We start from the raw sequence: 23,824 nt of genomic DNA on the forward strand, positions 1-23,824 counted from the left end.
GTCCGCAAGGACGACGTTGGGGCCATAGCTCAGCTGGGAGAGCACCTGCTTTGCAAGCAGGGGGTCGTCGGTTCGATCCCGACTGGCTCCACCATCTGATGAACTCGAGACATTGGGTCTGTAGCTCAGGTGGTTAGAGCGCACCCCTGATAAGGGTGAGGCCGGTGGTTCGAGTCCTCCCAGACCCACCACTTCTCTGGATGTAAATCGCGCACACATAAGATTTAGAAGCAGCCTGGCGTTGAGGCCGGTGCCGCGTTCTTTAAAAATTCGTGACGTAGCGAGCGTTTGAGATGAGAAATTCTTGACGTGTCGTAGAGGCTAAGGCGGAGTGCCGTAAAAAGCACTCTTACATTTGAAGTTGTCGTTGATATTCGCGTTCTGCGGTTTGTACCCGCAGGCACAGACAAACCTTGAGGCGACTTGAGGTTATATGGTCAAGCGAATAAGCGCACACGGTGGATGCCTTGGCGGTCAGAGGCGATGAAGGACGTGGTAGCCTGCGAAAAGTGTCGGGGAGCTGGCAACAAGCTTTGATCCGGCAATGTCCGAATGGGGAAACCCACTCCGCAAGGAGTATCTATGAGTGAATACATAGCTCATGGAAGCGAACCCGGTGAACTGAAATATCTAAGTAACCGGAGGAAAAGAAATCAACCGAGATTCCCTGAGTAGCGACGAGCGAACGGGGAACAGCCCAAAAGTCTGCATGGTTTTAGCAAAACGGCCTGGAAAGGCCGGCCATAGACGGTGACAGCCCAGTATGCGAAAGGGCCACGCAGATGAAATTGAGTAAGGCGGGGCACGTGAAACCCTGTCTGAACATGGGGGGACCATCCTCCAAGGCTAAATACTCCTGACCGACCGATAGTGAACCAGTACCGTGAGGGAAAGGCGAAAAGAACCCCGGCGAGGGGAGTGAAATAGACCCTGAAACCGTGTGCGTACAAGCAGTAGGAGCCCGCAAGGGTGACTGCGTACCTTTTGTATAATGGGTCAGCGACTTACTGTTCGTGGCGAGCTTAACCGTATAGGGGAGGCGAAGGGAAACCGAGTCTGATAAGGGCGCATAGTCGCGGGCAGTAGACCCGAAACCGGGTGATCTAGTCATGCCCAGGGTGAAGGTCGGGTAACACCGACTGGAGGCCCGAACCCACTCCCGTTGCAAAGGTAGGGGATGAGGTGTGATTAGGAGTGAAAAGCTAATCGAACCCGGAGATAGCTGGTTCTCCTCGAAAGCTATTTAGGTAGCGCCTCATATGTATCCTCTCGGGGGTAGAGCACTGTTATGGCTAGGGGGTCATTGCGACTTACCAAACCATGGCAAACTCCGAATACCGAGACGGACTGTATGGGAGACACACGGCGGGTGCTAACGTCCGTCGTGAAAAGGGAAACAACCCAGACCCACAGCTAAGGTCCCAAATTTATCGCTAAGTGGTGAACGATGTGGAAAGGCACAGACAGCCAGGAGGTTGGCTTAGAAGCAGCCACCCTTTAAAGAAAGCGTAATAGCTCACTGGTCGAGTCGGTCTGCGCGGAAGATTTAACGGGGCTAAGCGATGAACCGAAGCTTGGGGTGCATCACTTTGTGATGTGCGGTAGAGGAGCGTTCCGTACGCCTGCGAAGGTGGATTGAGAAGTCCGCTGGAGGTATCGGAAGTGCGAATGCTGACATGAGTAACGATAATGGGGGTGAAAAGCCCCCACGCCGAAAGCCCAAGGTTTCCTTGCGCAACGTTAATCGACGCAGGGTGAGTCGGCCCCTAAGGCGAGGCAGAAATGCGTAGTCGATGGGAAGCTGGTTAATATTCCAGCACCTCGCATAAGTGCGATGGGGGGACGGAGAAGGTTAGGTCTACCGGGCGTTGGTTGTCCCGGGGAAAGGAGGTAGGGATGGGTCTTAGGCAAATCCGGGACCCTTTATTCCGAGCACCGAGACGAGCTCATTAGAGCGAAGTGACTGATACCACGCTTCCAGGAAAAGCCCCTAAGCTTCAGCTTATGCAGACCGTACCGTAAACCGACACAGGTGGGTAGGATGAGAATTCTCAGGCGCTTGAGAGAACTCGGGTGAAGGAACTAGGCAACATGGCACCGTAACTTCGGGAGAAGGTGCGCCCTTTTTGGTGGCTACATGCGTAGCTGAGCTGAGAGGGGCCGCAGTGACCAGGCCGCTGCGACTGTTTATCAAAAACACAGCACTCTGCAAACACGAAAGTGGACGTATAGGGTGTGACGCCTGCCCGGTGCTGGAAGGTTAATTGATGGGGTCAGCCGCAAGGCGAAGCTCTTGATCGAAGCCCCAGTAAACGGCGGCCGTAACTATAACGGTCCTAAGGTAGCGAAATTCCTTGTCGGGTAAGTTCCGACCTGCACGAATGGCGTAACGACAGCGGCGCTGTCTCCACCCGAGACTCAGTGAAATTGAAATCGCTGTGAAGATGCAGCGTTCCCGTGGCAAGACGGAAAGACCCCGTGAACCTTTACTATAGCTTTACACTGAACGTTGAGTTCTTCTGTGTAGGATAGGTGGGAGGCTATGAAACCGAGGCGCTAGCTTCGGTGGAGCCATCCTTGAAATACCACCCTGAAGTGCTTGACGTTCTAACCTAGGTCCGTAATCCGGATCAGGGACCGTGTATGGTGGGTAGTTTGACTGGGGCGGTCTCCTCCCAAAGAGTAACGGAGGAGCACGAAGGTACGCTCAGCGCGGTCGGACATCGCGCACTGTGTGCAAAGGCATAAGCGTGCTTGACTGCAAGATCGACGGATCAAGCAGGTACGAAAGTAGGTCTTAGTGATCCGGTGGTTCTGAATGGAAGGGCCATCGCTCAACGGATAAAAGGTACTCCGGGGATAACAGGCTGATACCGCCCAAGCGTCCATAGCGACGGCGGTGTTTGGCACCTCGATGTCGGCTCATCACATCCTGGGGCTGTAGTCGGTCCCAAGGGTATGGCTGTTCGCCATTTAAAGTGGTACGCGAGCTGGGTTCAGAACGTCGTGAGACAGTTCGGTCCCTATCTGCCATGGGCGTTGGAGATTTGAGAGGGGCTGCTCCTAGTACGAGAGGACCGGAGTGGACGAACCTCTGGTGTTCCGGTTGTCACGCCAGTGGCATTGCCGGGTAGCTATGTTCGGAAGCGATAACCGCTGAAAGCATCTAAGCGGGAAGCGCGCCTCAAGATGAGATCTCCCGGGACACAAGTCCCCTAAAGGAACCATCAAGACTAGGTGGTTGATAGGCTGGGTGTGTAAGCACGGCAACGTGTTGAGCTAACCAGTACTAATGATCCGTGTGGCTTGACCATATAACCTCAAGTGGCCTTGAGCCGAAGACGACACGTCGTGTCTCTCGCTCGATCAGCCCGCTACGTCACGAACCCAATGCAAGACGGCGCGATTCTTTTTTTTCTGGAAACCGCGACGCTTCACCGTCTTTCTGGCGACTTTAGCGCTGTGGCACCACCCGATCCCATCCCGAACTCGGAAGTGAAACGCAGCTGCGCCGATGGTAGTGTGCATCTAGCATGCGAGAGTAGGTCATCGCCAGGATTTATCCCAAAAGCCCGTCCGTAAGGACGGGCTTTTTCTTTGCGCGCGACCCAGTACGGCACCGACACGACGGGCCGCGCCGCATGCGCGACCGTCGCAACCGCGAGCGCCCGAGCCGTATCCCCTGGCGACACCGCTGCCTTCAGCTATCGAATGAAGGCGCACCCATTGGATGACGGAGATCGACATGCGTACTGGAACAGCCCGCCGGCATCTGCAGGCGAAATTGTGGCCTCGGCTCGGCGCCATGGTCCTGGCCGGGCTCGTCGCCACCACGGCGATCGCGAAGGAGCCTCGCGCCGAAACCGAAGGGGCTGCCAAGCAGCGGGTGCAGAGCGCCGCCAACGAAATCCGGGCGGCGCTCGTTGAAATACAGAAGCAGCCGGGTGCCTTTCCCGCAGTATCGGCCGTCGTCGTGCACGGTGACCTCACTCCGCTCATGCTCGTCCAGGGGGCAGCACACGCCGGTCAACCGGAACCCGTCGACCGCCAATCGCAGTTCTACATCGCGTCTCAGACGAAATCGTTCATCGCGCTGCTGGCAGCCCACCTCGACGAAAGTGGAGTGCTGCCGCTCGACACCACGCTGGCCCAGATCTGGCCGCAACTCACCCTGCCGCCGCCGGTGGATCCCGCCGCCATCACGATGGCGGACCTGCTGTCGCACCAGGAACGACTGAAGACGGACACGCTGAACTTCCTCACCGCATACGTGCGCCACGTTCCGGCTGCCGACTACCCCGCCATGCTGTCACGTCATACCGAAGCACGAAGCGAGGGATTCCGCTACGCCAACATCGGCGACTTGATCTACGGCGCGGCACTGGAGGTACGGACCGGACGAAGCTGGCAGGACTGGCTGCAGAAGGAAGTATTGCGGCCGTTGAAGCTCGATCACGTCCACAGTCGCTCCTCGCAGGTGCCTGCGGGGCGGCTGACCTGGAATCATCGTTGGGATGGTCGCGCCTGGATCGCGTATCCGCCCAAACCGGACCTGATGCATGCGGCAGGCGGCCTGCTGGCTTCTGCAGATGACATGGCGACGTGGATGCGGGCCAACCTGCGCCGGCGCTCGCCAACGGGCATGCCCTCCGCGCGCGGCTTCGAACTGGCGCAACGTCCGCAGGCCAGGGCCGATCTGTCGGATGGCGAATTCGTGTGCGACGGTTACAGCCTCGGCTGGTATGCGTGTACGTACCAGAACCAGCATGTGCTCATGCATCCGGGTGGCTATAGGGGCGCGGTATCGGCCACGGTCCTGATTCCGGCCATGGACACCGGCCTGTCGCTGGCGACGAACAGCGACAGCGCCATGGAAGGATTGCAACTGGAGCTCATGAAAGCCTTCATTGGCCTGGCGGCCGGCAAGAACGGCGAGAGCGAGCGCCTGCGCAAGGTGGTGGCCGACTATCCCGGCCGCCTGGCCCGCACGGTCGCGGCGCGACGGGACGCCGTGCAGCAGGTCCGCGATGACGCTGCGTGGGGCGGCTGGAAATGGGCTCCTTCCCGCGCGGAAACCCAACGCTACGTTGGAACCTTTCGAAGCGACCGTCTCGGTCGACTCGAAGTCGCGCACGATGCCGGTGGCCTGGAAGCGCGACTGGGTGCAATGCGCCTGACGCTGACGCCGGCCAGTGTCGATCTGTTTGGCGCCAGCACATCCGCGCTCGATCCACCCGAGACTTTTCGCTACGCGGACGATGCCGGTTCGCTGCGCTGGGAAGACGACAGCTTCACTCGCGTGGATGAAACCCCTGCGCCGGGAAAGTGAAACGCAGGATTGCGGCGGGAGGATCGCCGTCCCTGCGACGAACCCGATAAAACATCACGCAGCGGTGTTGTAGATCGCCATCGCCATCAGCACGAACACGCAGAGGAGACCTGTGGCCCAGATCACGCTGCGCCACAGGGCGCGGTTGCCCAGGTAGAAAATGCCGTGGACGATGCGGACAAGGACGAAGGTAACGGACAGCAGCGCGATCCAGTCCGCGTCGACGCCTGCGAATTGCGCCATCAGCACCGCAGCGGCGAACGGGGCGAAGGCCTCGAATGCGTTGAGCTGGGCGGAATAGGCGCGGTGCACGCGCGGGTTGTCCTGTTTGGCGAGCCAGCCGCGCGGATCGCGGTTGTCGTAGCGCTGGCCACTGGCCTTGGCGATGGCGACCCAGAGATAGGGCAGCAAGGCCGCGATCAGGATGCACAGATAGGCAACGGGCATTGGCGGCGGCTCCGGCTTGAAGAAAGTCCGCAGCCTACCAGCCGGCTGCCTTGTAGAGCGAAGCTCGCTCCGCTGCTTTTGATTTCTCCTTCCCCTTCAGGCGGAAGGCCGGGATGGGTTCGATGTCATGGCGAACGTCAAAGGCGAACCCATCCCCACCCAACCCGCCCGGTTTTCGCGCATCACGCTCCGGCGTTCAAGCGGATGCGAGCCAGTGGCTCGCAAGCGATCCGCCCTCACCCCTTTGAAGGGGGAGGGCTTAAAAGTAGCGGAGCAGGCTCCCCTCTACAAAACTGAGAGCCGACGCGATTCGCCAGCGGCGAAAGAAGCAGGCCCGTCCGTTGCGGAACGGGCCATAGTAGGGATCGCAAAGGTGCGAACCGCAGCGAAAAGAAAGCACCGGAACGCTACCGCCGCCGGATATCCGCCGCGACGCTGCCGCGGCGGATTGCCGTGAACGCGATTACTGCGGCGCCGGCTTGCCCTGCATCATCTGGTCGCGCGCGGCCTTGAACGCGTTGCCCTCGTACCAGTTCGGCCAGCGGTCCGAGCCGGCCAGTTCGCGCCCGACCTGGTACGCCACGTCGAGGTCCTGCATGGTGCCATCGAGTTTCCAGGTGGCGGCGTCGTACTCGTCGGCCGGTTTGTGGTAACGCTTGTCGCCGTAATCCTTGCCGGCCGCTTCGCCGGCGGCCTTGCCACCGTCGACCAGGTCATGGCCGCCGTCGACGTACAGCGCCGGCACGCCCGCCTTGGCGAAGTTGAAATGGTCGGAGCGGAAGAACGAGCCGCTTTCCGGATGCGTTTCCGCGTGCAGGCTGCGGCCCTGCTGTTGCGCGATCGGCTTGAGCACGTCCTCCAGTTCCGAACTGCCGAAGCCGACCACGGTCATGTCGCGGCTCTTGCCGGCCACCGACATCGCGTCGATGTTGACCACGCCCACGGTCTTGTCGAGCGGGAATGCGGGATGGGCGACGTAGTACTTGGAGCCGAGCAGGCCGGATTCTTCCAGCGTTACCGCCAGGAACACCACCGAGCGTTCCGGCTTCGGTTCCTGCGCCGCGAACGCGCCGGCGACCTCGATGATCCCGGCCACGCCGGTCGCATTGTCGACGGCGCCGTTGTAGATGTTGTCGCCCGGCTCGTCGTCGTGCTTGCCGAGGTGGTCCCAGTGCGCCATGTAGACGATCGCCTCGTCCGGGCGCTGGCTGCCGGGCAGCACGCCGACCACATTGCGCGACTGCTTTTCGCTGACCTTGCTCTTCAAATCCAACGACAATTTGGCATTCAACGGCACCGACTTGAAGCCACGTTTGCCGGCGGCCTTGTATTGTTCGGCCAGGTCGAGGCCGGCGTCGGCGAACAGCTTCTTCGCGACATCGGCGGTGATCCAGCCCTGCGCCGGCAGGCGCGGCGCCGGGTCGTCGGCCGCGCGCAGGTCGAACTGCGCACCGGACCAGGAACCCTTGACCACGTCCCAGCCATAGGACGCGCCGTCGGTGTCGTGCACGATGATCGCCGCCGCCGCGCCCTGACGCGCCGCTTCCTCGAACTTGTAGGTCCAGCGCCCGTAATACGTCATGCGCTTGCCTTCGAACAGCGACTCGTCCTTGCCGTGGAAGCCTGGGTCATTGACCAGCATCACCACGGTCTTGCCCTCGACGTCGAGGCCTTCGTAATCGTTCCAGTCCAGCTCCGGCGCGTTGACGCCGTAGCCGACGAACACCAGCTCGCTGTCGTCGATCTTCACTTCGCTGTTGCCGGTGCGCGTGCCGATCACCATGTCGGTGCCGAACTTGAGTTCGTAGGGCTTGCCGTTGGCGTCGATCTTCAGCGTGGTCGATTCATCGGCGGTGGTTTCGGTCATCGGCACCGTCTGGAAGAAGCTGTCGCCATTGCCCGGCTTCAGCCCGATGCGCTCGAACTGCGCCTTGATGTACTCGACGGTCTTGTCCTCGCCGGCACTGCCCGGCGCGCGGCCTTCGAATTCGTCCGACGCCAGCGTCTTGACCAGTTCGGCGAAGTCCTCGCTGCGGATCGCCGGATCGAAGGCGTGGCTGGATGCCGGCGTCGCCGCCGCCGTTTCCGGAGTCTGGGGTGCAGGCGCCGGCGCCGCGGCTTCGCGCTGGCAGGCGGCGAGGATCGCGATCGTCATCGCACTGAGTAGCAGGGGACGCAACGTCATCCGGGATTCTCCATGGAGCGGAATCGTCGATTCTACGACGCACCGAAGTGCGTCCCGCAGTTACTTTCGGCAGGGTCGGACGGCGCGCGGACGACAGCCGCATGGCCTTGCGGACCGCCTGGGCAGGTCCGCAATGGTCGCAATTTGCCTCAGGATTCCTGTGTCATGGCGGCACGGCGCGGTATCCCACGCACGCCGATCACTCTTCCTGCGGCGGCTCGCCCTGGTAACGCTGCGCGGTGGCGCCGGTGACCGGGCCGATCCTGGCGCTGTCGTGCACGTACAGCCTGACCTCGCGTTCGAACACCAGCGGGCCGTCCACCACTGCATCCGGGCCGATGGTGACGCGCGGCGGGCGGCGCTTGCCCATGCTGATCGGCAGCCAGCTGCGGGTCGGCTTCTCGATCCGGATGCCGCCGCGCACATGCGAACCCACGCCGACGGTGATGTCGCTGTTGACCGTTTCGATGTCCTTGCCCAGTTCGGCGCCGACCAGGCCGATCGCACCGTTGACGGTGCTGATGCCGCCGCTGACGCGGCTGCCCTGGTCGACGAACACGTCGCCGTTGACCGTTTCCAGGCTGCCGTCGACCTGCACTTCGCGGCCTAGGCGGATGCCGCCGTTGACCGTGGACAGGTCACCGGTCTGTGCGCGTTCGGCGACCTTGATGCTGCCGTTGATGGTTTCGGCGTTCTCGGTGCGCGCGCCGGCTTCGATGCGGATGCCGCCGTTGACCGTTTCCAGGTCGCCGTAGGCCTGGCCGGCGCTGGCCGTGATCGCGCCATTCACCTTGTCGATGTCCTCGGGATGGACCTCGTTGGCCGCCTGGGCGTTGCCGACCAGAACGACGGCCAGCACGAGGGCGAGGGAAAGGCGCTGCATGAAGTCTCCTTGGAACCGGTAGCGTGCGCCCGCCGCAGGGCGGAGCGCTGGATGTGGGGTTGGACGGAAGCTTAGGTGGCTTCGCTACAATCGACGACTGTCGTTAGTCACTGGGACTGTCGTCTTGCCGCAGCCGACGTTTAAACCAAATGCCGCACGCCCGAAACCGGTCGTATTGCTGATCCTCGATGGCTGGGGCCATCGCGACGATCCGGCCGACAATGCCTTGGCCCAGGCGCAGCTGCCGAACTGGCGGCGGCTGTGGTCGCAGTCGCCGCACACCCTGATTCACACCGAGGGCCGCCATGTCGGCCTGCCGGACGGGCAGATGGGCAATTCCGAAGTCGGCCACATGAACCTCGGCGCCGGCCGCATCGTCTACCAGGACCTGACCCGCGTCGACGCGGCGATCGAGGATGGCAGCTTTTTCGCCAATGCCGAACTGCGCGCGGCCTGCGACGCCGCCAAGACTGGCAACGCCACGCTGCACGTGATGGGCCTGCTCTCGCCCGGCGGCGTGCACAGCCACGAGATCCACATCTTCGCGATGCTCGACCTGGCCCGCCGCGAAGGCGTGGCCGACGTCGCCGTACATGCCTTCCTCGACGGCCGCGACACGCCGCCGCGTTCGGCCGAAGCCAGCCTGCGCGCGCTGCAGGACAAGTGCGATGCACTCGGCAATGCCCGCATCGCCACCGTCAGCGGCCGCTATTACGCGATGGACCGCGACAAGCGCTGGAACCGGCTGCGCAAGGCATGGGATGCGATCGTCGAAGCGCAGGCCGAGCACCACGCGAGCGATGCGCTTTCCGCATTGCAGGCTGCGTACGCGCGCCGCGAGAACGACGAGTTCGTGTTGCCGACCGTGCTCGATGGCGCACGGCCGATGCAAGACGGCGACGCGGTGGTGTTCATGAATTTCCGCGCCGACCGCGCACGCCAGCTCACCGCGGCGTTCGTCGATCCGGCGTTCACCGGCTTCGACGCGCGTCGACCGCAACTGTCGCGCTTCGTCTGCCTGACCGAATACGACGCGCGGCTGCCGGCGCCGGTCGCGTTCGCGCCGGACGATCTCAGCCACACGCTCGGCGAACTCGTTTCCGCGCAGGGCCTGACCCAGCTGCGCATCGCCGAGACCGAGAAGTACGCGCACGTGACCTTCTTCTTCAGCGGCGGGCGCGAAGACATGTACCCGGGCGAGGCGCGCATCCTGGTGCCGAGCCCGAAGGTCGCCACCTACGACCTGCAGCCGGAAATGAGCTGCCCGGAACTGACCGCGAAGCTGGTCGAGGCGATCGCCTCCGAAAAGTTCGACGTGATCGTCTGCAACATCGCCAATCCCGACATGGTCGGCCACAGCGGCGACCTGCAGGCGGCGATCCAGGCCGCGCAGGCGGTGGACGTCGCGCTCGGCGCGATCGACGCCGCGGTGCGCGCCGCGCACGGCGCGCTGCTGGTCACCGCCGACCACGGCAACCTGGAAATGATGCGCGACCCGGTCACCGGTCAGCCGCACACCGCGCATACCGTCGGCCCGGTGCCGTTCGTGTACATCGGCGAACGCAGCGATGCGCGCCTGCGCAGCGGCGGTGCGCTGCGCGACGTCGCGCCGACCGTGCTCGACCTGCTCGGCCTGCCAGCGCCTGCCGAGATGAGCGGACGCAGCCTGTTCGCCGGATGACCGCGACCTGCGCGCGCCTGCTGCTGTGCGTCACGCTGTTGGCGGCGGGCACCGTGCAGGCGCAAAGCAGCCGCGACACCGAGCGCAAGCTCGAACGCGCGCGCACCGAACTGAAAAGCATCGCGTCGGAACGACGCAAGCTGGAAGGCCAACGCGGCGAGGCGTCGCGCGAACTGCGTCGCGCCGACGAGCAGGTCGGCCAGTCCAGCCGCGTGCTGAGCCAGACCGAAGCGCAACTGCAACAGCAAAGCGCCGCACTGGCCGAGCTGCAGCAGCGCCGCGATGCATTGCAGGAAAAACTGAGCGCGCAGCGCGAGGAGCTGACCCAGCTGCTGCGCGCCGCGTACAAACTTGGCGACGATGCGCCGCTGAAGGTGCTGCTGGCGCAGGACCGCGTCGCCGACGCCAATCGCGATCTGGCCTATCACCGTTACCTGCAGCGCGACCGCGCCCGGCGCATCGCCGATCTGACCGCGGAGCTGCAACAGCTGGAACAGGTCGAGCGCGACATCGCCGACAAGCGCGCGCAACTGGACGCCACGCGCGAGGACAAGCGCAGGGAACTGGCGGCGCTGGAAAAGCAGCGACGCGAACGCGCCGCGCTGATCGCGCAACTGGACAAGCGTTATCGCGACCGCAACGCGAAGGAGAAGGCGCTCGGTCGCGACGTGAAGGCGCTGGAGCGCCTGCTGTCGAAACTGCGCGCCGCCGCGGCGCGCGCGGCGAAGGAACGCGAAGCCGCCAACGCGCGCCGCAATGCCAATGCCGGTGCCGGCAAGCGCGCGCCCACGCCGGTGGCGTCGGCATCAGTCGCCGTCGGCGGCGCCGGCTGGCCGGTATCCGGCGCGTTGCTGGCCGGCTACCGCGGCACCATGCCTGATGGCCGCAGCAGCGATGGCGTGCTGATCGGCGCACCGGTCGGCAGCCCGGTGCGCGCCGTCGCCGATGGCCAGGTGGTCTATGCGGAATGGATGACCGGCTACGGCCTGCTGCTGATCGTCGACCACGGCAACGGCTACATGAGCCTGTACGCGCACAACGACGCGCTGCTCAAGGACGCCGGCGACGCGGTCAGGCGCGGCGACGCCGTCGGCAGCGTCGGCAATTCCGGCGGCCAGGGCCGCCCGGCGCTGTATTTCGAGCTGCGCCGTAACGGCCAGCCAGTCAATCCCGATGTCTGGCTGCGGAAACGCTGAACCAACATTGCCCCCGGCATAATCGGTCCGAACCCGCGCGCCCGCGCGTGGTCGAATCCCCAATTGCCGTCATGTTCCGGAGCCGTCGCATGCGCTTTCGCCCCCTGCCCGCCATCGTATTCGGCCTGCTGCTGTGGCCTGCCCTTGCCGTGCACGCCCAGCAACAGGACGAGCCGGAGCAGGAAACGCTGGAGATCGCCGCCAGCGACGATCCCGATGCCGCGGAAACCGCCACCTCCAAGGTGCCGCTGGACGAGATCCGCCGCTACGTCGCGGTCTACAACGCGGTCAAGCAGGCCTACGTCGAGCCGGTCGACGACAGCAAGCTGATGCATTCGGCGGTGCGCGGCCTGCTCAGCGACCTCGATCCGCACAGCGTCTATTTCGACAAGGACGACGCCAAGGAATTCGACGACCAGACCAGCGGCGCCTACGACGGCATCGGCGTGGAACTGCAGTTCCTGCCGGACCGGACCTATCGCGTGGTGGCGCCGATCGACGACACCCCGGCCGCGCGCGCCGGGCTCAAGTCCGGCGACCTGATCGTCGCCATCGACGGCAAGCCGATCGACGACGACAGCAAGTCCAGCCCGCTGCGCGGCAAGCCCGGCACCCAAGTCACGCTCAAGATCGTGCGCGCCGGCGTCGCCAAGCCTTTCGACGTGACCGTGACGCGCGAGAAGATCCGCGTCGCCAGCGTGCGTTCGCGCATGCTCGAGCCCGGTTACGGCTACCTGCGCGTGAGCACGTTCCAGGCCGACACCGCCGCCGATTTCGCGCGCCAGCTCGACAAGCTCAAGGCCGATGCCGGCGGCAAGCTGCGCGGCCTGGTGATCGACCTGCGCAGCAATCCCGGCGGCCTGCTGACCGCGGCGGTGCAGATCGCCGACGAACTGCTCGACAGCGGCCAGATCGTCAGCACCCGCGGCCGCATCGCGATCAGCGACGCCCAGTTCTCCGCCACGCCGGGCGATCGCTTGAACGGCGCGCCGGTGGTGGTGCTGGTCGACGCCGGTTCGGCCAGCGCCTCGGAAGTGCTGGCCGGCGCGCTGCGCGACAACCATCGCGCGCGCGTGGTCGGCAGCCGCACCTTCGGCAAGGGCTCGGTGCAGACCGTGCTGCCGCTGGACAACGGCGACTCGGTCAAGCTGACCACCGCGCGCTATTACACGCCCAGCGGCAAGTCGATCCAGGGCGTGGGCATCGCCCCGGAAGTCGTGCTGCATCCGGAGAAGAAGAAGGACGACGGCGCGATCGGCTACACCGAAGCGATCCTGCCCGGCCACCTGCGCGGCGACGAAGAAGGCAAGGAAGGCTTCAAGCCCGGCGAGGTGCTCGACGGCGATGCGCCGATCGCCGCCGCCCTGGCGGAGTTGAAGAAGCCGGTCGCCGCGGCTGCCAAGCCTGCTACGCAGGGTTGATGCGGACGTTAGGCCGCAGAAGGAGTTAGCAGTGTTTCAGTATCGAGTAACAAAGTACAACCCAGCTGACCGTGATGCTCATGGGGCATACACCCGTGATGAGTGGAACTCGGTCAATGACGTCGGCCGCGCCTTTGATGGAGTGCCGCTCACGGAAACTGAATACCTGAGAGTCGAGAGCGCGTACATCACCGTTGCTTTGGAATTCCTCCGTGAGTCCAAGGTCACATCGCTTGCGGTTTCTGGACTGGAAAACCACGATGAGGCTGCGCTGCCATTCGACGAGGGCACTCGCCTTTCAGTTGGACAAGTTGGAGCTATGCTCGGAGGCCTGCTACAAGAGCGGTTCTGGTGCAAGCTCGAAGGGGCAAGCTCATTCATCCACGTCGGATACGACTACTACATGTATGTTGGCGTGCCAGTCGCCTGCCCAAAGGCGGCTGAGTTGGCTGTCAGTATCGGTCTGTTTGTAGAGCCATTCCAGTCGCCCTACAGCGCTGTAGCTGCGGCCTAAAAATTCATTGCAAGCCGAATCCGCTTCGCAGGTCGACTTAAATCAGACATTAGACCTTATGCCCAGACCGTCGTGGCGGACACTAAAATCTGGCGACTTGCTGTCCATTCCCGTGGACGAGAGCCGTATTGCCATTGGCCATGTCATTGACCAAGGCCAAGAGCTTTATCTATGCGTGTACCAACCACTGCTCCCTGTCGGCGAAGAGGTCCCAGCCCTTTCAAGCGCTGAGATCGCTCTCATTGCCAGAACAACAGACGAACTCATATGGCATGGCCGCTGGACAGTCATTGGGTGGCAAGAGCCACCTGCCAACATTCCTCGTCCGCCCTACGTTGTAGATACGCCAGATGGGTTGCGGTTACGAACCTTCCACGGCAGCGATGTCCGTCCGGCTAATGAGCAAGACCTGGCAATCTACGGCCGCCAGTTCTCGATATCCAACATCAAGTTCTCTCGGGTAATGCGGCACATGCATGGCATAGAGCCATATCCTGATGACTTTTCCCGTATCACATACAGTGCTGCCTGCAAGAGAGCTGCACTTACATGACCTCGGCAAAAGTTCCAACAATTCGTTCAAGCCGAAATTCATTCGGTAAACCAAGGCCATAGCGGAAAGAACTTGCCATGGCTTTGGCTACGCAATTCGGCTTAATTCAGGTGGTAGGGGGCACAGATGACTTCAGACGATCTGCCAGAATCACAGCACAAACGCTCTCTCTGGATCGGAGTGTTATTCGCTTCCCTTGTGGTGCCGATCATCCTCATCTTCATCGCGCTGATTTCCCAGGCCCGCGCGCCATCCTTGAACAATCTTCTAATCGGCATAGGCGGAATCTTCGTAATAGCTACACCTATCTCATTCCTCGCAACAACTCTGCTCGGGCTTCCCTTTGTACTTTTGCTGCGCGCCTTGAAGATTCTCAATTGGGCATATGTATGTATCGGTGCCTCCTTCATTGGCGTCCTCATTGACCTCTTGCTTGTTTGGCTCGTTTCAGGCGAACTCACAAAATTGTCTCAAGGGCTGCTTGCAGCGTGCATTGGTTTCGTTTCCGGCATCGCGTTCTGCCTTGGGGTACTGCCTAACACTTCATTCAAGCCGAACCCGCTTCGCGGGTCGGCTTGATTCGAGCGATCCGGCAAGCGGATCGCGGCAACGCCGCAGCGTTCCCGGTTCCCGCAATCCTCAATGGCCCGCGTGCGAGTGCCCGAAGCCACGCGCCTGGCCGCGCACTTCGCCGCCGGGGAACGTGCTGGAGTGGACGTTGATGTAGGCCACGCCGGCGCGTATCGCCGCGACCAGTTCGGCGAACTCGCCGGCGGCGATGCCCTGTCCGCCGGGTCCGACCACGTTGGCTGCCTGCAGCGTTCCACTGACTTCGCCGGACTGCGGACAGGTCGGCGCCAGGCCGGTGGGATCGGAGTTGGTCGCGGTCTGGCACAGGAACACGCTGACGCCGCCATTGACGCCGCGCTGTCCGAAATGGATGTGCGCTTGGCGCACCTCTCCCTGAAGTCCCGAATAGGACAGCCGGTAGTCGATGGTGCCGGCGTTCTCGTTGATGCTGGCGCGGAACCGGCCCTGCGCCGGCGAGGACACCGAGGGCACTTCCTCGAAGCTGCGCAGCGGCACGATCACGGTTTCGGCGAGGGCGAGCGCGGGAACCGCGCACAGGACGAGGGCCGCGAGCCGGCGTGACCCGTTGGCGGGATGGTGTCTCATGTCATCAGCCTCAGGCGGCCGTGCAGGCCGGGAATAAAGGCGGATCCGAGCAGAACGCTAGGCCGTGGCCCGTTTCGTGGCGATGAAAAATACCGTGGCTACCCATTGCGCCGACGAACGGCAGTGGGGGCGGTGCGATGCCCGTAGCGCGCGACTGGAGTCCACTGCCAGAAAGTCCCGTGGCAGGGCGGCACACCCCTGCGCAGAGACTTTTTGCCGCTCGGCCGGGCCTGCATACCCGCGTGCACGGGACTTTTTGTCCCTCCATCGGGCCTGAGTAGCCGCTCACACGCGACTTTTTGTCCCTCCATCGGGCCTCAGCAGCCGCCCGCACGCGACTTTTTGTCCCTCCGTCGGGCCTCAGTAGCCGTTCGCACGGGACTTTTTGCCCCCTGCCGGACCTCCATAGCCGCCCGCAAGAGACTTTTTGGCCCTCGACCGGGCCACTGCACCCCTTCGCGAGGGCAGAGGGACCCGAACTGGCGCGGCTTTTTGGGCAGTGCGTGCGGCCTGTCCGGCCCGTGGGCATGGCGGCGGATGCTTTGCCTCGCGGCGTCTGGCCTGCGTGCGCGACAGGTCCCGGATCGGGCCGTCCGCGCAGCAATCTCAATGGCGCCGCTTACCTCGGCTTGGCCGGCAGCGGGAACGGCGTCACCACCTTCTCGCCGGTGGCCGCATCGCGGATCACCGCCTGTCCCTTCTTCTCGACTTCCTCGATGCGGATGATGCTCTGCATCGGCAGGTGCAAGACGCGGGTGCCGCCGAACTCGTCGCGCAGGCGTTCCTCGGTCGGGTCGATCACCAGTCCGTCGTGCACGTCGAACACCAGGTCGGCGACTTCGGTGAAACCCCACAGGCTGCTGCCGGCGACGCTGCGCGCGTACAACTCGTAGACCTTGCCGTGGTTGTGGAAGGTGATCTTGTAAAGCGATTTGGCCATGCGCCGATTATAGGCGCGGGCGTGTCAGTAGCCGCGCTGCTGGCGCAGGCGGCGCGCGATCGAACCGCGCATCACCAGCGCGAATGCGCCGCCGAACGCGAAGCCGGCCAGGTGCGCGGTCCACGCCACCGCGCCGTAAGCCGGACCGATGTAGGTGAACACGATCTGCAGCAGCACCCAGATGCCGATCAGCAGCGACGCCGGCGCGCGCACGAATTCCAGGAACAGGCCCAGCGGCAACACCACTCCGAGCTTGGCGCGCGGGAACAGCGCCAGGTACGCACCGATCACCGCCGACACCGCGCCGCTGGCGCCGATGATGACGCGATCCGGTGCGCTGATCGTCAGCATCGCGGCAAAGTTCGCCGCCGCGCCGCCGAGCAGGAACAGCGCCAGGAACCGCCACGATCCCATCGCCCGTTCGGCCGGCAGGCCGAAGATCAGCAGGAACACCAGGTTGCCCAGCAGGTGCGCCCAGTCCGCGTGCAGGAACAGCGCGGTGAGCAGGCGCAGGCCGCGGCCGTGTCCGAACACGCCGCGCCAGCCGCCGGACGGATCCAGCGCGCCGGTCAGCACGCCCCAATCGAGCAGCAGGGTGCGGTGCGCCGCGTCCGGCCGCGCGATCACCCACAGGAACGCCGCCCACAGCGACACCAGCAGCAGCGGGGTCGCCCAGCGGATCAGGTTGCGTTGGCGCGGCGGGATGGTGACGAACATGGCGGCAGGATTATGGGGCGGGATGACGCCCCCGATCCGGCGGGTCGGTCACGCTGCGCATGACTTTCCGTACGTAACAAGTGGCGGTCGTATTGTTAGCTTAAGGTTAAAGGAAGGGGTATATTGCATACGGCTACGTACGTCGGGAGGGGAACCGGCGCGGCGAAGCAGGGAAGTCAGCTTCTTCACTAGCCTGCAAGAGGCAGGTCTTTAACCAAATTGCCCCGGAGAGAACGTACATGCAGAACCAGAATTTCGCGCGCGTCACGGCGCTCGCCCTTGGAATCGCCGGCGTGCTGGCGTTCGGCCAGGCCTCGGCCTCTGGCTTCCAGATCAAGGAAAACAGCAACAAGGCGCTGGGCCGTGCGTTCGCCGGCTCCGCCTCGGCCACGGGCGACGCCTCGGTGGTGGCCAACAACCCGGCCGCGATGTCCACCTTCAAGCAGAGCGCGGTGCAGGCCGACGTGACTGTGATCGACCTGACCGCTGACTTCAGCGGCGGCGGCACGACCGCGGTCGGCACGCCCCTCACCGGCAACAACGGTGGCGATCCGGGCGATGCCACGCCGGTGCCGTCGATGGCGGCGATCTTCCCGATCGGCGACACCGGCATGACCCTGGGTGCGCAGGTCAGCGCGCCGTTCGGCCTGAAGACCGAGTACCAGGACGGCTGGGTCGGCCGCTACAACGCGCTCGAGTCGGACGTGAAGACCATCGAGGTCACCCTCGCGGCTTCGTTCAACTTCGGCTCGGAAGTCTCCATCGGTGCCGGCCTGATCTATCAGCGCGCCGAGGCGACCCTGTCCAACGCGATCGATTTCGGCACTGCCCTGTGCGCGGGTTCGCCGGCCGGTCCGGCCGCCTGCTTCAACCCGGCCAGCCCGTTCCGTCCGCAGATGAACGACGGCTCGGTCAGCGTCACCGGCGACGACACCGGCATCGGCTGGATCGTCGGCATGCACATCCATCCGGACGACAAGCTGGCGATCGGCTTCTCGCACCGCTCGGAAATCGACCAGCGCCTGGAAGGCGATGTCGACTTCACCGTGCCGTCCAATGTCGCCACCGTGCTCGCCGCCACCGCGCCGGGCCAGTTCATCGACTCCAAGGGCATGGCGCCGTTGACCACGCCTGCAGTGAGCACGATCAGCGTCTCCTACGGCATCACCGACACCGTCCGCGTGATGGGCGACGTGTCGCTGACCAACTGGAGCTCGATGCGCAACGTCACCATCTTCGCTGGCCCGAACAACGACGTGCTGTCGGTCGAGGACTTCAACTGGGACGACACCGTGTTCGCCTCGATCGGCGGCGAATGGGACATCAACCAGTCGTTCACCCTGCGCGCCGGTTATGCCCAGGACCAGTCGCCGACCCGCATCGAGACCCGCACGCCGCGCCTGCCCGACGCTGATCGCCAGTGGGGCTCGATCGGCCTGACCTGGCGCAGCAGCGATGCATTCGAAGTCACTGCCGCCTACACCCGCATCTTCATCGACGATCCGGAGCTCTCCAACATCGAGTCGAGCAGCGGCAGCACGCTGAGCGGCACGTTCGATGGCCACGCCGACCTGTTCGGCATCTCGGCGCAGTACAAGTTCTGATCACGCGTCACATGCAATGAAAAAAGCCCCGCTCCGGCGGGGCTTTTTTTTGCTGGGAACGCTCAGGCGGCCTGCGGCAACCAACCCATCGCCTGCTCCATGCCGATCTCGCCGAGGAAGCCGCCGGCCGACACCGCGCGCTGCTGCTGTTCGATCGCGTGCGCGAAGACCACCGCCGGATCGGCCTGCAGTTTGTCGTACAGGCGCTGCAGGTTCGGGTAGTCGCGACGGTCGATGACGTCGTGGTACTTGGTCCAGCGGGCGATGCCGGCGAAATAGGCATCGGCCACGGTCTTGTGTTCGCCCAGCAGCCACGGCTGGTCGCCCAGCATCGCTTCCAGCAAAGCGTGGGCGCGCAACACCTTGGCGCGGCCATATTCGCGCAGCACGGCCGCCTCGTTGTCGTCGCTGCCGTGCTCGAGCACGTGCCACAACGGCGCGAAGGCATTGAAGAACGTGGTGTTGAGGAAGCCCAGTATCTGGTTGAGGCGATCGAACTGCGCGGTGCCCTGGGCAAAGCCGATGCCTTTGTCGATGTCGCGGGCGCCGATGTGGTTGAGGATGGCGAAGCTCTCGCTGATGACCTGACCCCCGTCAGTCAGCAACGACGGCGTTTCCGCGACCGGGTTGATGCGGCGGTACGCGTCGCCGGTGACCATTTCCGGCATCTCGATGCGCGACAGGCGATAGGGCTGTCCCAGCCATTCCAGCGCGACGATCGAACCGAACGAGCAGCCCGAGGGCACGCCGTAGAACAGGGTGGCAGCGGTGGTTTTCATGATGGATTTCCTTGATGGAGAGACCCGATGTCCGGGTGCGATCAATCTATTCGTGTGGACATTGCATGAGTAGTCGGCAAATACTGGACTTATCGTCCACACACATGGACTTATGGCCGGTCTCAATCTCAACGACCTCGTGCTGTTCGCGGCCGCCGTCGAGCACGGGGGCTTTGCCGCCGCCTCGCGTCATCTGGGCGTGCCCAAGTCGACCCTCAGCAAGCGCGTCGCCGAACTCGAGGACGCGCTGGGCACGCGCCTGATCCATCGTACGTCGCGCAGTTTTGTCCTCACCGAACTGGGTCGCGACTTCCACGAGCATGCTCGCGCCGCGTTGATTGAGACCGAGGCGGCCGAAGCGGTGGTGCGTCGGCGCCAGTCCGAGCCCAGCGGCACGGTGAAGATCACCGCTGCGGTGCCGACCGCGCAGATGCACCTGGCTCCGCACCTGCCCACGCTGGCGCGCATGCACCCGCGCCTGCAGGTGCAGCTGGTGGTCACCGACCGCTTCGTCGACGTGGTGCAGGAGGGCTTCGACATCGCCGTGCGCAGTCACTTCGCGCCGCTGCCGGATTCCGGACTGGTGCAACGCCAGCTGCTGGTCGAGCAGATCCTGCTGGTGGCCGCGCCTGCCTACCTCGCGCAGCGCGATGCGTTGCACTCGCCCCTGGATCTTGCGCACCACGACGGGTTGCTGACCGGGGCAACGGCGACCCAATGGCAGCTGTCCAGTACCGCTGGAGAAACGCTGCAGGTGACGCCGTTGCCGCGCATGGCGGCGAACGAAGCGATCGTGCTGGTCAACGCGGCGGTCGCAGGACTGGGCGTGGCCTGCCTGCCGGAAACGATCTGTCGCGCCGCGCTTGCGGCGGGGCAACTGGTGCGCGTCCTGCCGGAGTGGACGGCCGGTCGCGTGACCACGTCGATCGTGATGCCGCACCGGCGCGGCCAGTTGCCCGCGGTACGTGCGACGGTGGAGTTCCTGGCGCGTTGCCTGGGCGAAGACGCGGGCTGATCCTGATCGGGATGACAGCAGGGTCGAGGCTGCGTCCATGACAGATAACGCAGCAGGTCTGGGCGTAGCACCGACCGCTGCGTTTCGGCCTTCCGCGTTATTCCCCGAGTGTCAGCAAGGACGCATTGCCACCGGCGGCGGTGGTGTTGATGGTCAGCGTCTTCTCGGTGGCGAAGCGCGGCAGGTAGTGCGGGCCGCCGGCCTTGGGGCCGGTGCCGGACAGGTTCTGGCCACCGAACGGCTGCACGCCGACCACCGCGCCGATCTGGTTGCGGTTGACGTAGATGTTGCCGACGTTGGCGCGCGCGGCGATGCGTTCGATGGTGTCGTCGATGCGCGAGTGGATGCCCAGCGTCAGCCCGTAGCCGCTGCCGTTGATCGCGTCGATCACCTGGTCCAGCTGGTCGGCCTTCCAGCGGATCACGTGCAGCGCCGGGCCGAAGTTCTCGCGGGTCAGTTGCGACAGCGACTGCAGCTCCCACGCGCGCGGCGCGAAGAAGCTGCCATGGGCGATCGAGTCGCCGGTCTTTGCCGTGGCGATCGGCTTGGCGATGCCGGCCATCTTCGCGGCATGATCTTCGAGCAGCTTCAGCGCGTCGGAGTCGATCACCGGGCCGACGTCGGTCGACAGCAGGCCGGGATCGCCGACGCTGAGTTCGGCCATCGCGCCGGCCAGCATGTCGATCACCTTGTCGGCGATGTCGTCCTGCACGTACAGCACGCGCGCGGCCGAGCAGCGCTGGCCGGCGGAGGTGAACGCGGACGCCAGCGCATCCTTGACCAGTTGTTCCGGCAGCGCCGAGGAATCGGCGATCAGCGCGTTCTGGCCGCCGGTTTCGGCGATCAGCACGCCGATCGCGGCGTCGCGCGCGGCCAGCGAACGATTGATCGCGCGCGCGGTGTCGGTCGAGCCGGTGAAGGCGACACCGGCAACGCGCGGGTCCTTCGTCAATGCCGCGCCGACGGTGGCGCCGTCGCCGGGCAGGAACTGCAGCACCGCTTCCGGCACGCCGGCTTCGTGCAGCAGCTTCACCGCGGCATGGCCGATCAGGTTGGTCTGCTCGGCCGGCTTGGCGATGACCGCATTGCCGGCGGCCAGCGCCGCGGCGATCTGGCCGGCGAAGATCGCCAGCGGGAAATTCCACGGGCTGATGCAGACGAACACGCCGCGACCCTGCAGTTGCAGCGTGTTGGACTCGCCGGTCGGGCCGGGCAGCGGCTCGGGCGCGAACAGCTTGCGCGCCTGGCCGGCGTAGTAGCGCAGGAAGTCGACCGCCTCGCGCACTTCGGCGACGCCGTCGGCAATCGTCTTGCCGGCTTCCCTGGTGCACAGCGCGATGTACTGCGGCATGCGCTGCTCGAGCAGGTCGGCGGCGTGTTCCAGGATGGTGGCGCGCGATGCGGCGGGCATGCGGTCCCACGCCGGTTGCGCGGCCACCGCATTCTGCAGTGCGCGTTCGACGGTGGCTGCGTCGGCGGCCTGCCACTGGCCGATGGTCTGGCGACGGTCGGCCGGATTGGTCACCGCGATCTGCGGACCGGACAGGCTGGCGCCGGGCACCAGCGGCGCGGCGCGCCAGTCGGCGACGGCGGCATTCACCTGCGTGGCCAGCGTGCGCAGTTGATCGTCGTTGGCGAGGTTGACGCCCATCGAGTTGTTCCTTTCAGCGTTTTCGTTGGAAGCCGGGTGGCAGCGGTACAGGTCGACCGGCAGCGGGATGCGCGGATGCGGGATCGACGCGAACGCGGCCACGGTCTCGACCGGATCGCGGATCAGGTCGTCGATCGCCACGTCCTCGTCGGTGATGCGGTTGACGAAGCTGGAATTGGCGCCGTTCTCGAGCAGGCGGCGTACCAGGTACGGCAGCAGGTCCTCGTGCGAGCCGACCGGCGCGTACACGCGGCACGGCACGTTGAGGCGATCGGCCGGGACCACTTCGGCATAGAGGTCGTCGCCCATGCCGTGCAGCTTCTGGAATTCGTAGCGCTTGCTGCCCGCCAGGCGATGCACCGCGGCGATGGTCTGCGCGTTATGGGTCGCAAACATCGGATAGATCGCGTCGGTGGCGTCGAGCAGGCGCCGCGCGTTGGCCAGATACGACACGTCGGTGTTGGGCTTGCGCGTGAACACCGGATAGCCCGACTGGCCATCGACCTGCGCGCGCTTGATCTCCGAATCCCAGTACGCGCCCTTGACCAGCCGCACCGGAATCGTGCGGCCGAGGCGCCGCGCCAGATCGGCGATCCAGTCGATCACGAACGGGGCGCGCTTCTGGTAGGCCTGCACGACGATGCCGAAACCGCTCCAGCCCTGCAGTGACGGATCGCGGAGCACCTGTTCGATCAGGTCGAGCGACAGTTCGAGGCGATCGGTTTCCTCGGCGTCGATGGTCAGGCCGATGCCGTACGACTTCGCCAGCTGCGACAGTTCCAGCAGGCGCGGGCCGAGCTCGGCGAGCACGCGCGCACGCTTGGCGTGTTCATAGCGCGGATGCAGCGCCGACAGCTTGACCGAGATGCTGGGTGCGGCGAACACGTCGTCGAACGGGCCGGTGCCGCCGATGGCGTTGATCGCCATGCGATAGGCGTCGAGGTAGCGCAGGCCGTCCTTCGTGGTCAGCGCGCCTTCGCCGAGCATGTCGAAGGAATAGCGATAGTTCGCGTTGTCGCCCTTGCGCGAACGCGCCAGCGCCTCGTCGATGCTGCGCCCCATCACGAACTGGTGGCCCATGATCTTCATCGCCTGGCGCACCGCCAGCCGGATCACCGGCTCGCCGACGCGGCCCACCAGCCTTTTGAAGGCGTTGTGCACGTCTCGCTTGGTGTCGTCGGCCAGGTCGACCAGGTGGCCGGTCAGCATCAGGCCCCAGGTCGAGGCGTTGACCAGTACCGAATCGGACTGGCCCATATGCTTCTTCCAGTCGGCCTCGCCGAGCTTGTCGCGGATCAGGCGGTCGGCGGTACCCTGGTCGGGGATGCGCAGCAGCGCCTCGGCCACGCACATCAGCAGCACGCCTTCCTCGCTGCCCAGGTCGTATTGGCGCATGAACGCCTCGATCGCGCCCTGGTCCTGCGCACGGGCCCGCACGCGGCGCACCAGGTCGGCGGCGGTGGCCTGGATCGCGGCGTGGTCGGCGTCGGTCTGGCGCGCCTGCGACAGCAGTTCGTGCACGTGCGTGGCTTCGTCGCGGCTCCAGGCCGCGGTGATGGCCGCGCGCAGCGCCGCAGGCGTGGGCGGGAGTTCGGGCGAGAGGATTTCGGTCACGACGGCATCGGTGGACGCAAGACCGTCAATTCTAGCGTTTGCGCGGGTTTCGCGGCAGTCGCACGGACGTCGATGCGACGGTCTGGCTTGCCCGCAAAGCCCCCGCGGGGCTACCATTT

The 23,824-nt window shown here is 64.5% G+C and carries 15 protein-coding genes, 2 tRNA genes, 2 rRNA genes and 1 pseudogene; 12 read left to right on the forward strand and 8 right to left on the reverse strand.

Going from position 1 to position 23,824, the window contains the following annotated elements:
- Positions 1-18 precede the first annotated feature (18 nt).
- The 5 genes from IP90_RS00550 (at position 19) to IP90_RS00570 (ending at position 5,329) form a co-directional block, all read left to right on the forward strand.
- Positions 19-94, forward strand: a tRNA-Ala gene (locus tag IP90_RS00550).
- A 20-nt stretch (positions 95-114) separates the two neighbouring features.
- Positions 115-191, forward strand: a tRNA-Ile gene (locus tag IP90_RS00555).
- Positions 192-435: 244 nt separating this feature from the next.
- Positions 436-3,314: ribosomal RNA gene (locus IP90_RS00560) — 23S ribosomal RNA — on the forward strand.
- A 130-nt stretch (positions 3,315-3,444) separates the two neighbouring features.
- A 5S ribosomal RNA gene (gene rrf / locus IP90_RS00565) occupies positions 3,445-3,558 on the forward strand.
- Between the two features lie 172 nt (positions 3,559-3,730).
- Positions 3,731-5,329, forward strand: a complete 1,599-nt coding sequence (locus tag IP90_RS00570) for a serine hydrolase domain-containing protein (protein ID WP_144897604.1) — start codon at positions 3,731-3,733, stop codon at positions 5,327-5,329.
- Between the two features lie 54 nt (positions 5,330-5,383).
- On the opposite strand, the gene IP90_RS00575 is transcribed toward IP90_RS00570, so the two are convergent.
- From IP90_RS00575 to IP90_RS00585, 3 genes are all read right to left on the reverse strand, one after another.
- Complete coding sequence (locus IP90_RS00575; RefSeq protein ID WP_144897606.1) at positions 5,384-5,776, reverse strand: MAPEG family protein; 393 nt, start codon at positions 5,774-5,776, stop codon at positions 5,384-5,386.
- Between the two features lie 463 nt (positions 5,777-6,239).
- A complete protein-coding gene (locus IP90_RS00580) occupies positions 6,240-7,961 on the reverse strand; it encodes a M28 family metallopeptidase (RefSeq protein WP_144897608.1) in 1,722 nt (573 codons plus the stop codon).
- 199 nt (positions 7,962-8,160) lie between these two features.
- Positions 8,161-8,844, reverse strand: coding sequence for a DUF4097 family beta strand repeat-containing protein (locus IP90_RS00585; protein ID WP_144897609.1), 684 nt, complete (start codon positions 8,842-8,844; stop codon positions 8,161-8,163).
- A 175-nt stretch (positions 8,845-9,019) separates the two neighbouring features.
- Between IP90_RS00585 and gpmI the strand changes: the two genes are divergently transcribed.
- The 5 genes and pseudogenes from gpmI (at position 9,020) to IP90_RS00610 (ending at position 14,788) form a co-directional block, all read left to right on the forward strand.
- Positions 9,020-10,525 (forward strand): 2,3-bisphosphoglycerate-independent phosphoglycerate mutase, encoded by a 1,506-nt coding sequence (gene gpmI / locus IP90_RS00590; RefSeq protein WP_277874189.1) that lies wholly within the window; start codon positions 9,020-9,022, stop codon positions 10,523-10,525.
- A complete protein-coding gene (locus tag IP90_RS00595; RefSeq protein WP_144897613.1) occupies positions 10,522-11,721 on the forward strand; it encodes a murein hydrolase activator EnvC family protein in 1,200 nt (399 codons plus the stop codon). Before gpmI ends, IP90_RS00595 begins: the two co-directional genes overlap by 4 nt.
- Before the next feature lie 89 nt (positions 11,722-11,810).
- Positions 11,811-13,136 (forward strand): annotated as a pseudogene (locus IP90_RS00600) (S41 family peptidase); the annotation flags it as partial.
- Between the two features lie 37 nt (positions 13,137-13,173).
- Positions 13,174-13,656: a hypothetical protein gene (locus IP90_RS00605; protein ID WP_144897617.1), complete on the forward strand. Its 483-nt coding sequence runs from the start codon at positions 13,174-13,176 to the stop codon at positions 13,654-13,656.
- Positions 13,657-14,335: 679 nt separating this feature from the next.
- Positions 14,336-14,788, forward strand: a complete 453-nt coding sequence (locus tag IP90_RS00610; protein WP_144897619.1) for a hypothetical protein — start codon at positions 14,336-14,338, stop codon at positions 14,786-14,788.
- A 60-nt stretch (positions 14,789-14,848) separates the two neighbouring features.
- Here the strand turns inward: IP90_RS00610 and IP90_RS00615 are convergent, their stop codons facing one another.
- The 3 genes from IP90_RS00615 to IP90_RS00625 all read right to left on the reverse strand — a co-directional run bounded on the left by IP90_RS00615 (position 14,849) and on the right by IP90_RS00625 (position 17,042).
- Positions 14,849-15,385 carry a CHRD domain-containing protein gene (locus IP90_RS00615; protein ID WP_144897621.1) on the reverse strand — a complete coding sequence of 179 codons (537 nt, stop codon included), beginning with the start codon at positions 15,383-15,385 and terminating at the stop codon, positions 14,849-14,851.
- Between the two features lie 619 nt (positions 15,386-16,004).
- The gene (locus IP90_RS00620) at positions 16,005-16,325 is read right to left on the reverse strand and encodes a DUF1820 family protein (RefSeq protein ID WP_144897622.1); all 321 of its coding nucleotides are present in this window, start codon (positions 16,323-16,325) and stop codon (positions 16,005-16,007) included.
- Positions 16,326-16,349: 24 nt separating this feature from the next.
- Complete coding sequence (locus IP90_RS00625; protein ID WP_144897625.1) at positions 16,350-17,042, reverse strand: rhomboid family intramembrane serine protease; 693 nt, start codon at positions 17,040-17,042, stop codon at positions 16,350-16,352.
- A 239-nt stretch (positions 17,043-17,281) separates the two neighbouring features.
- Between IP90_RS00625 and IP90_RS00630 the strand changes: the two genes are divergently transcribed.
- Positions 17,282-18,646, forward strand: coding sequence for an OmpP1/FadL family transporter (locus tag IP90_RS00630; protein WP_144897626.1), 1,365 nt, complete (start codon positions 17,282-17,284; stop codon positions 18,644-18,646).
- A gap of 62 nt (positions 18,647-18,708) precedes the next feature.
- On the opposite strand, the gene IP90_RS00635 is transcribed toward IP90_RS00630, so the two are convergent.
- Positions 18,709-19,425 carry a glutathione S-transferase family protein gene (locus tag IP90_RS00635; RefSeq protein WP_144897628.1) on the reverse strand — a complete coding sequence of 239 codons (717 nt, stop codon included), beginning with the start codon at positions 19,423-19,425 and terminating at the stop codon, positions 18,709-18,711.
- 112 nt (positions 19,426-19,537) lie between these two features.
- Between IP90_RS00635 and IP90_RS00640 the strand changes: the two genes are divergently transcribed.
- On the forward strand, positions 19,538-20,440 hold the full coding sequence (locus tag IP90_RS00640) for a LysR substrate-binding domain-containing protein (RefSeq protein WP_144897630.1): 903 nt from the start codon (positions 19,538-19,540) through the stop codon (positions 20,438-20,440).
- A 97-nt stretch (positions 20,441-20,537) separates the two neighbouring features.
- Here IP90_RS00640 and putA read toward each other — a convergent pair whose 3' ends face one another.
- Positions 20,538-23,735, reverse strand: coding sequence for a bifunctional proline dehydrogenase/L-glutamate gamma-semialdehyde dehydrogenase PutA (gene putA, locus IP90_RS00645; RefSeq protein WP_242007461.1), 3,198 nt, complete (start codon positions 23,733-23,735; stop codon positions 20,538-20,540).
- Positions 23,736-23,824: the final 89 nt, after the last annotated feature.

Source organism: Luteimonas cucumeris (assembly GCF_007830035.1).
Classification (GTDB): domain Bacteria; phylum Pseudomonadota; class Gammaproteobacteria; order Xanthomonadales; family Xanthomonadaceae; genus Luteimonas_C; species Luteimonas_C cucumeris.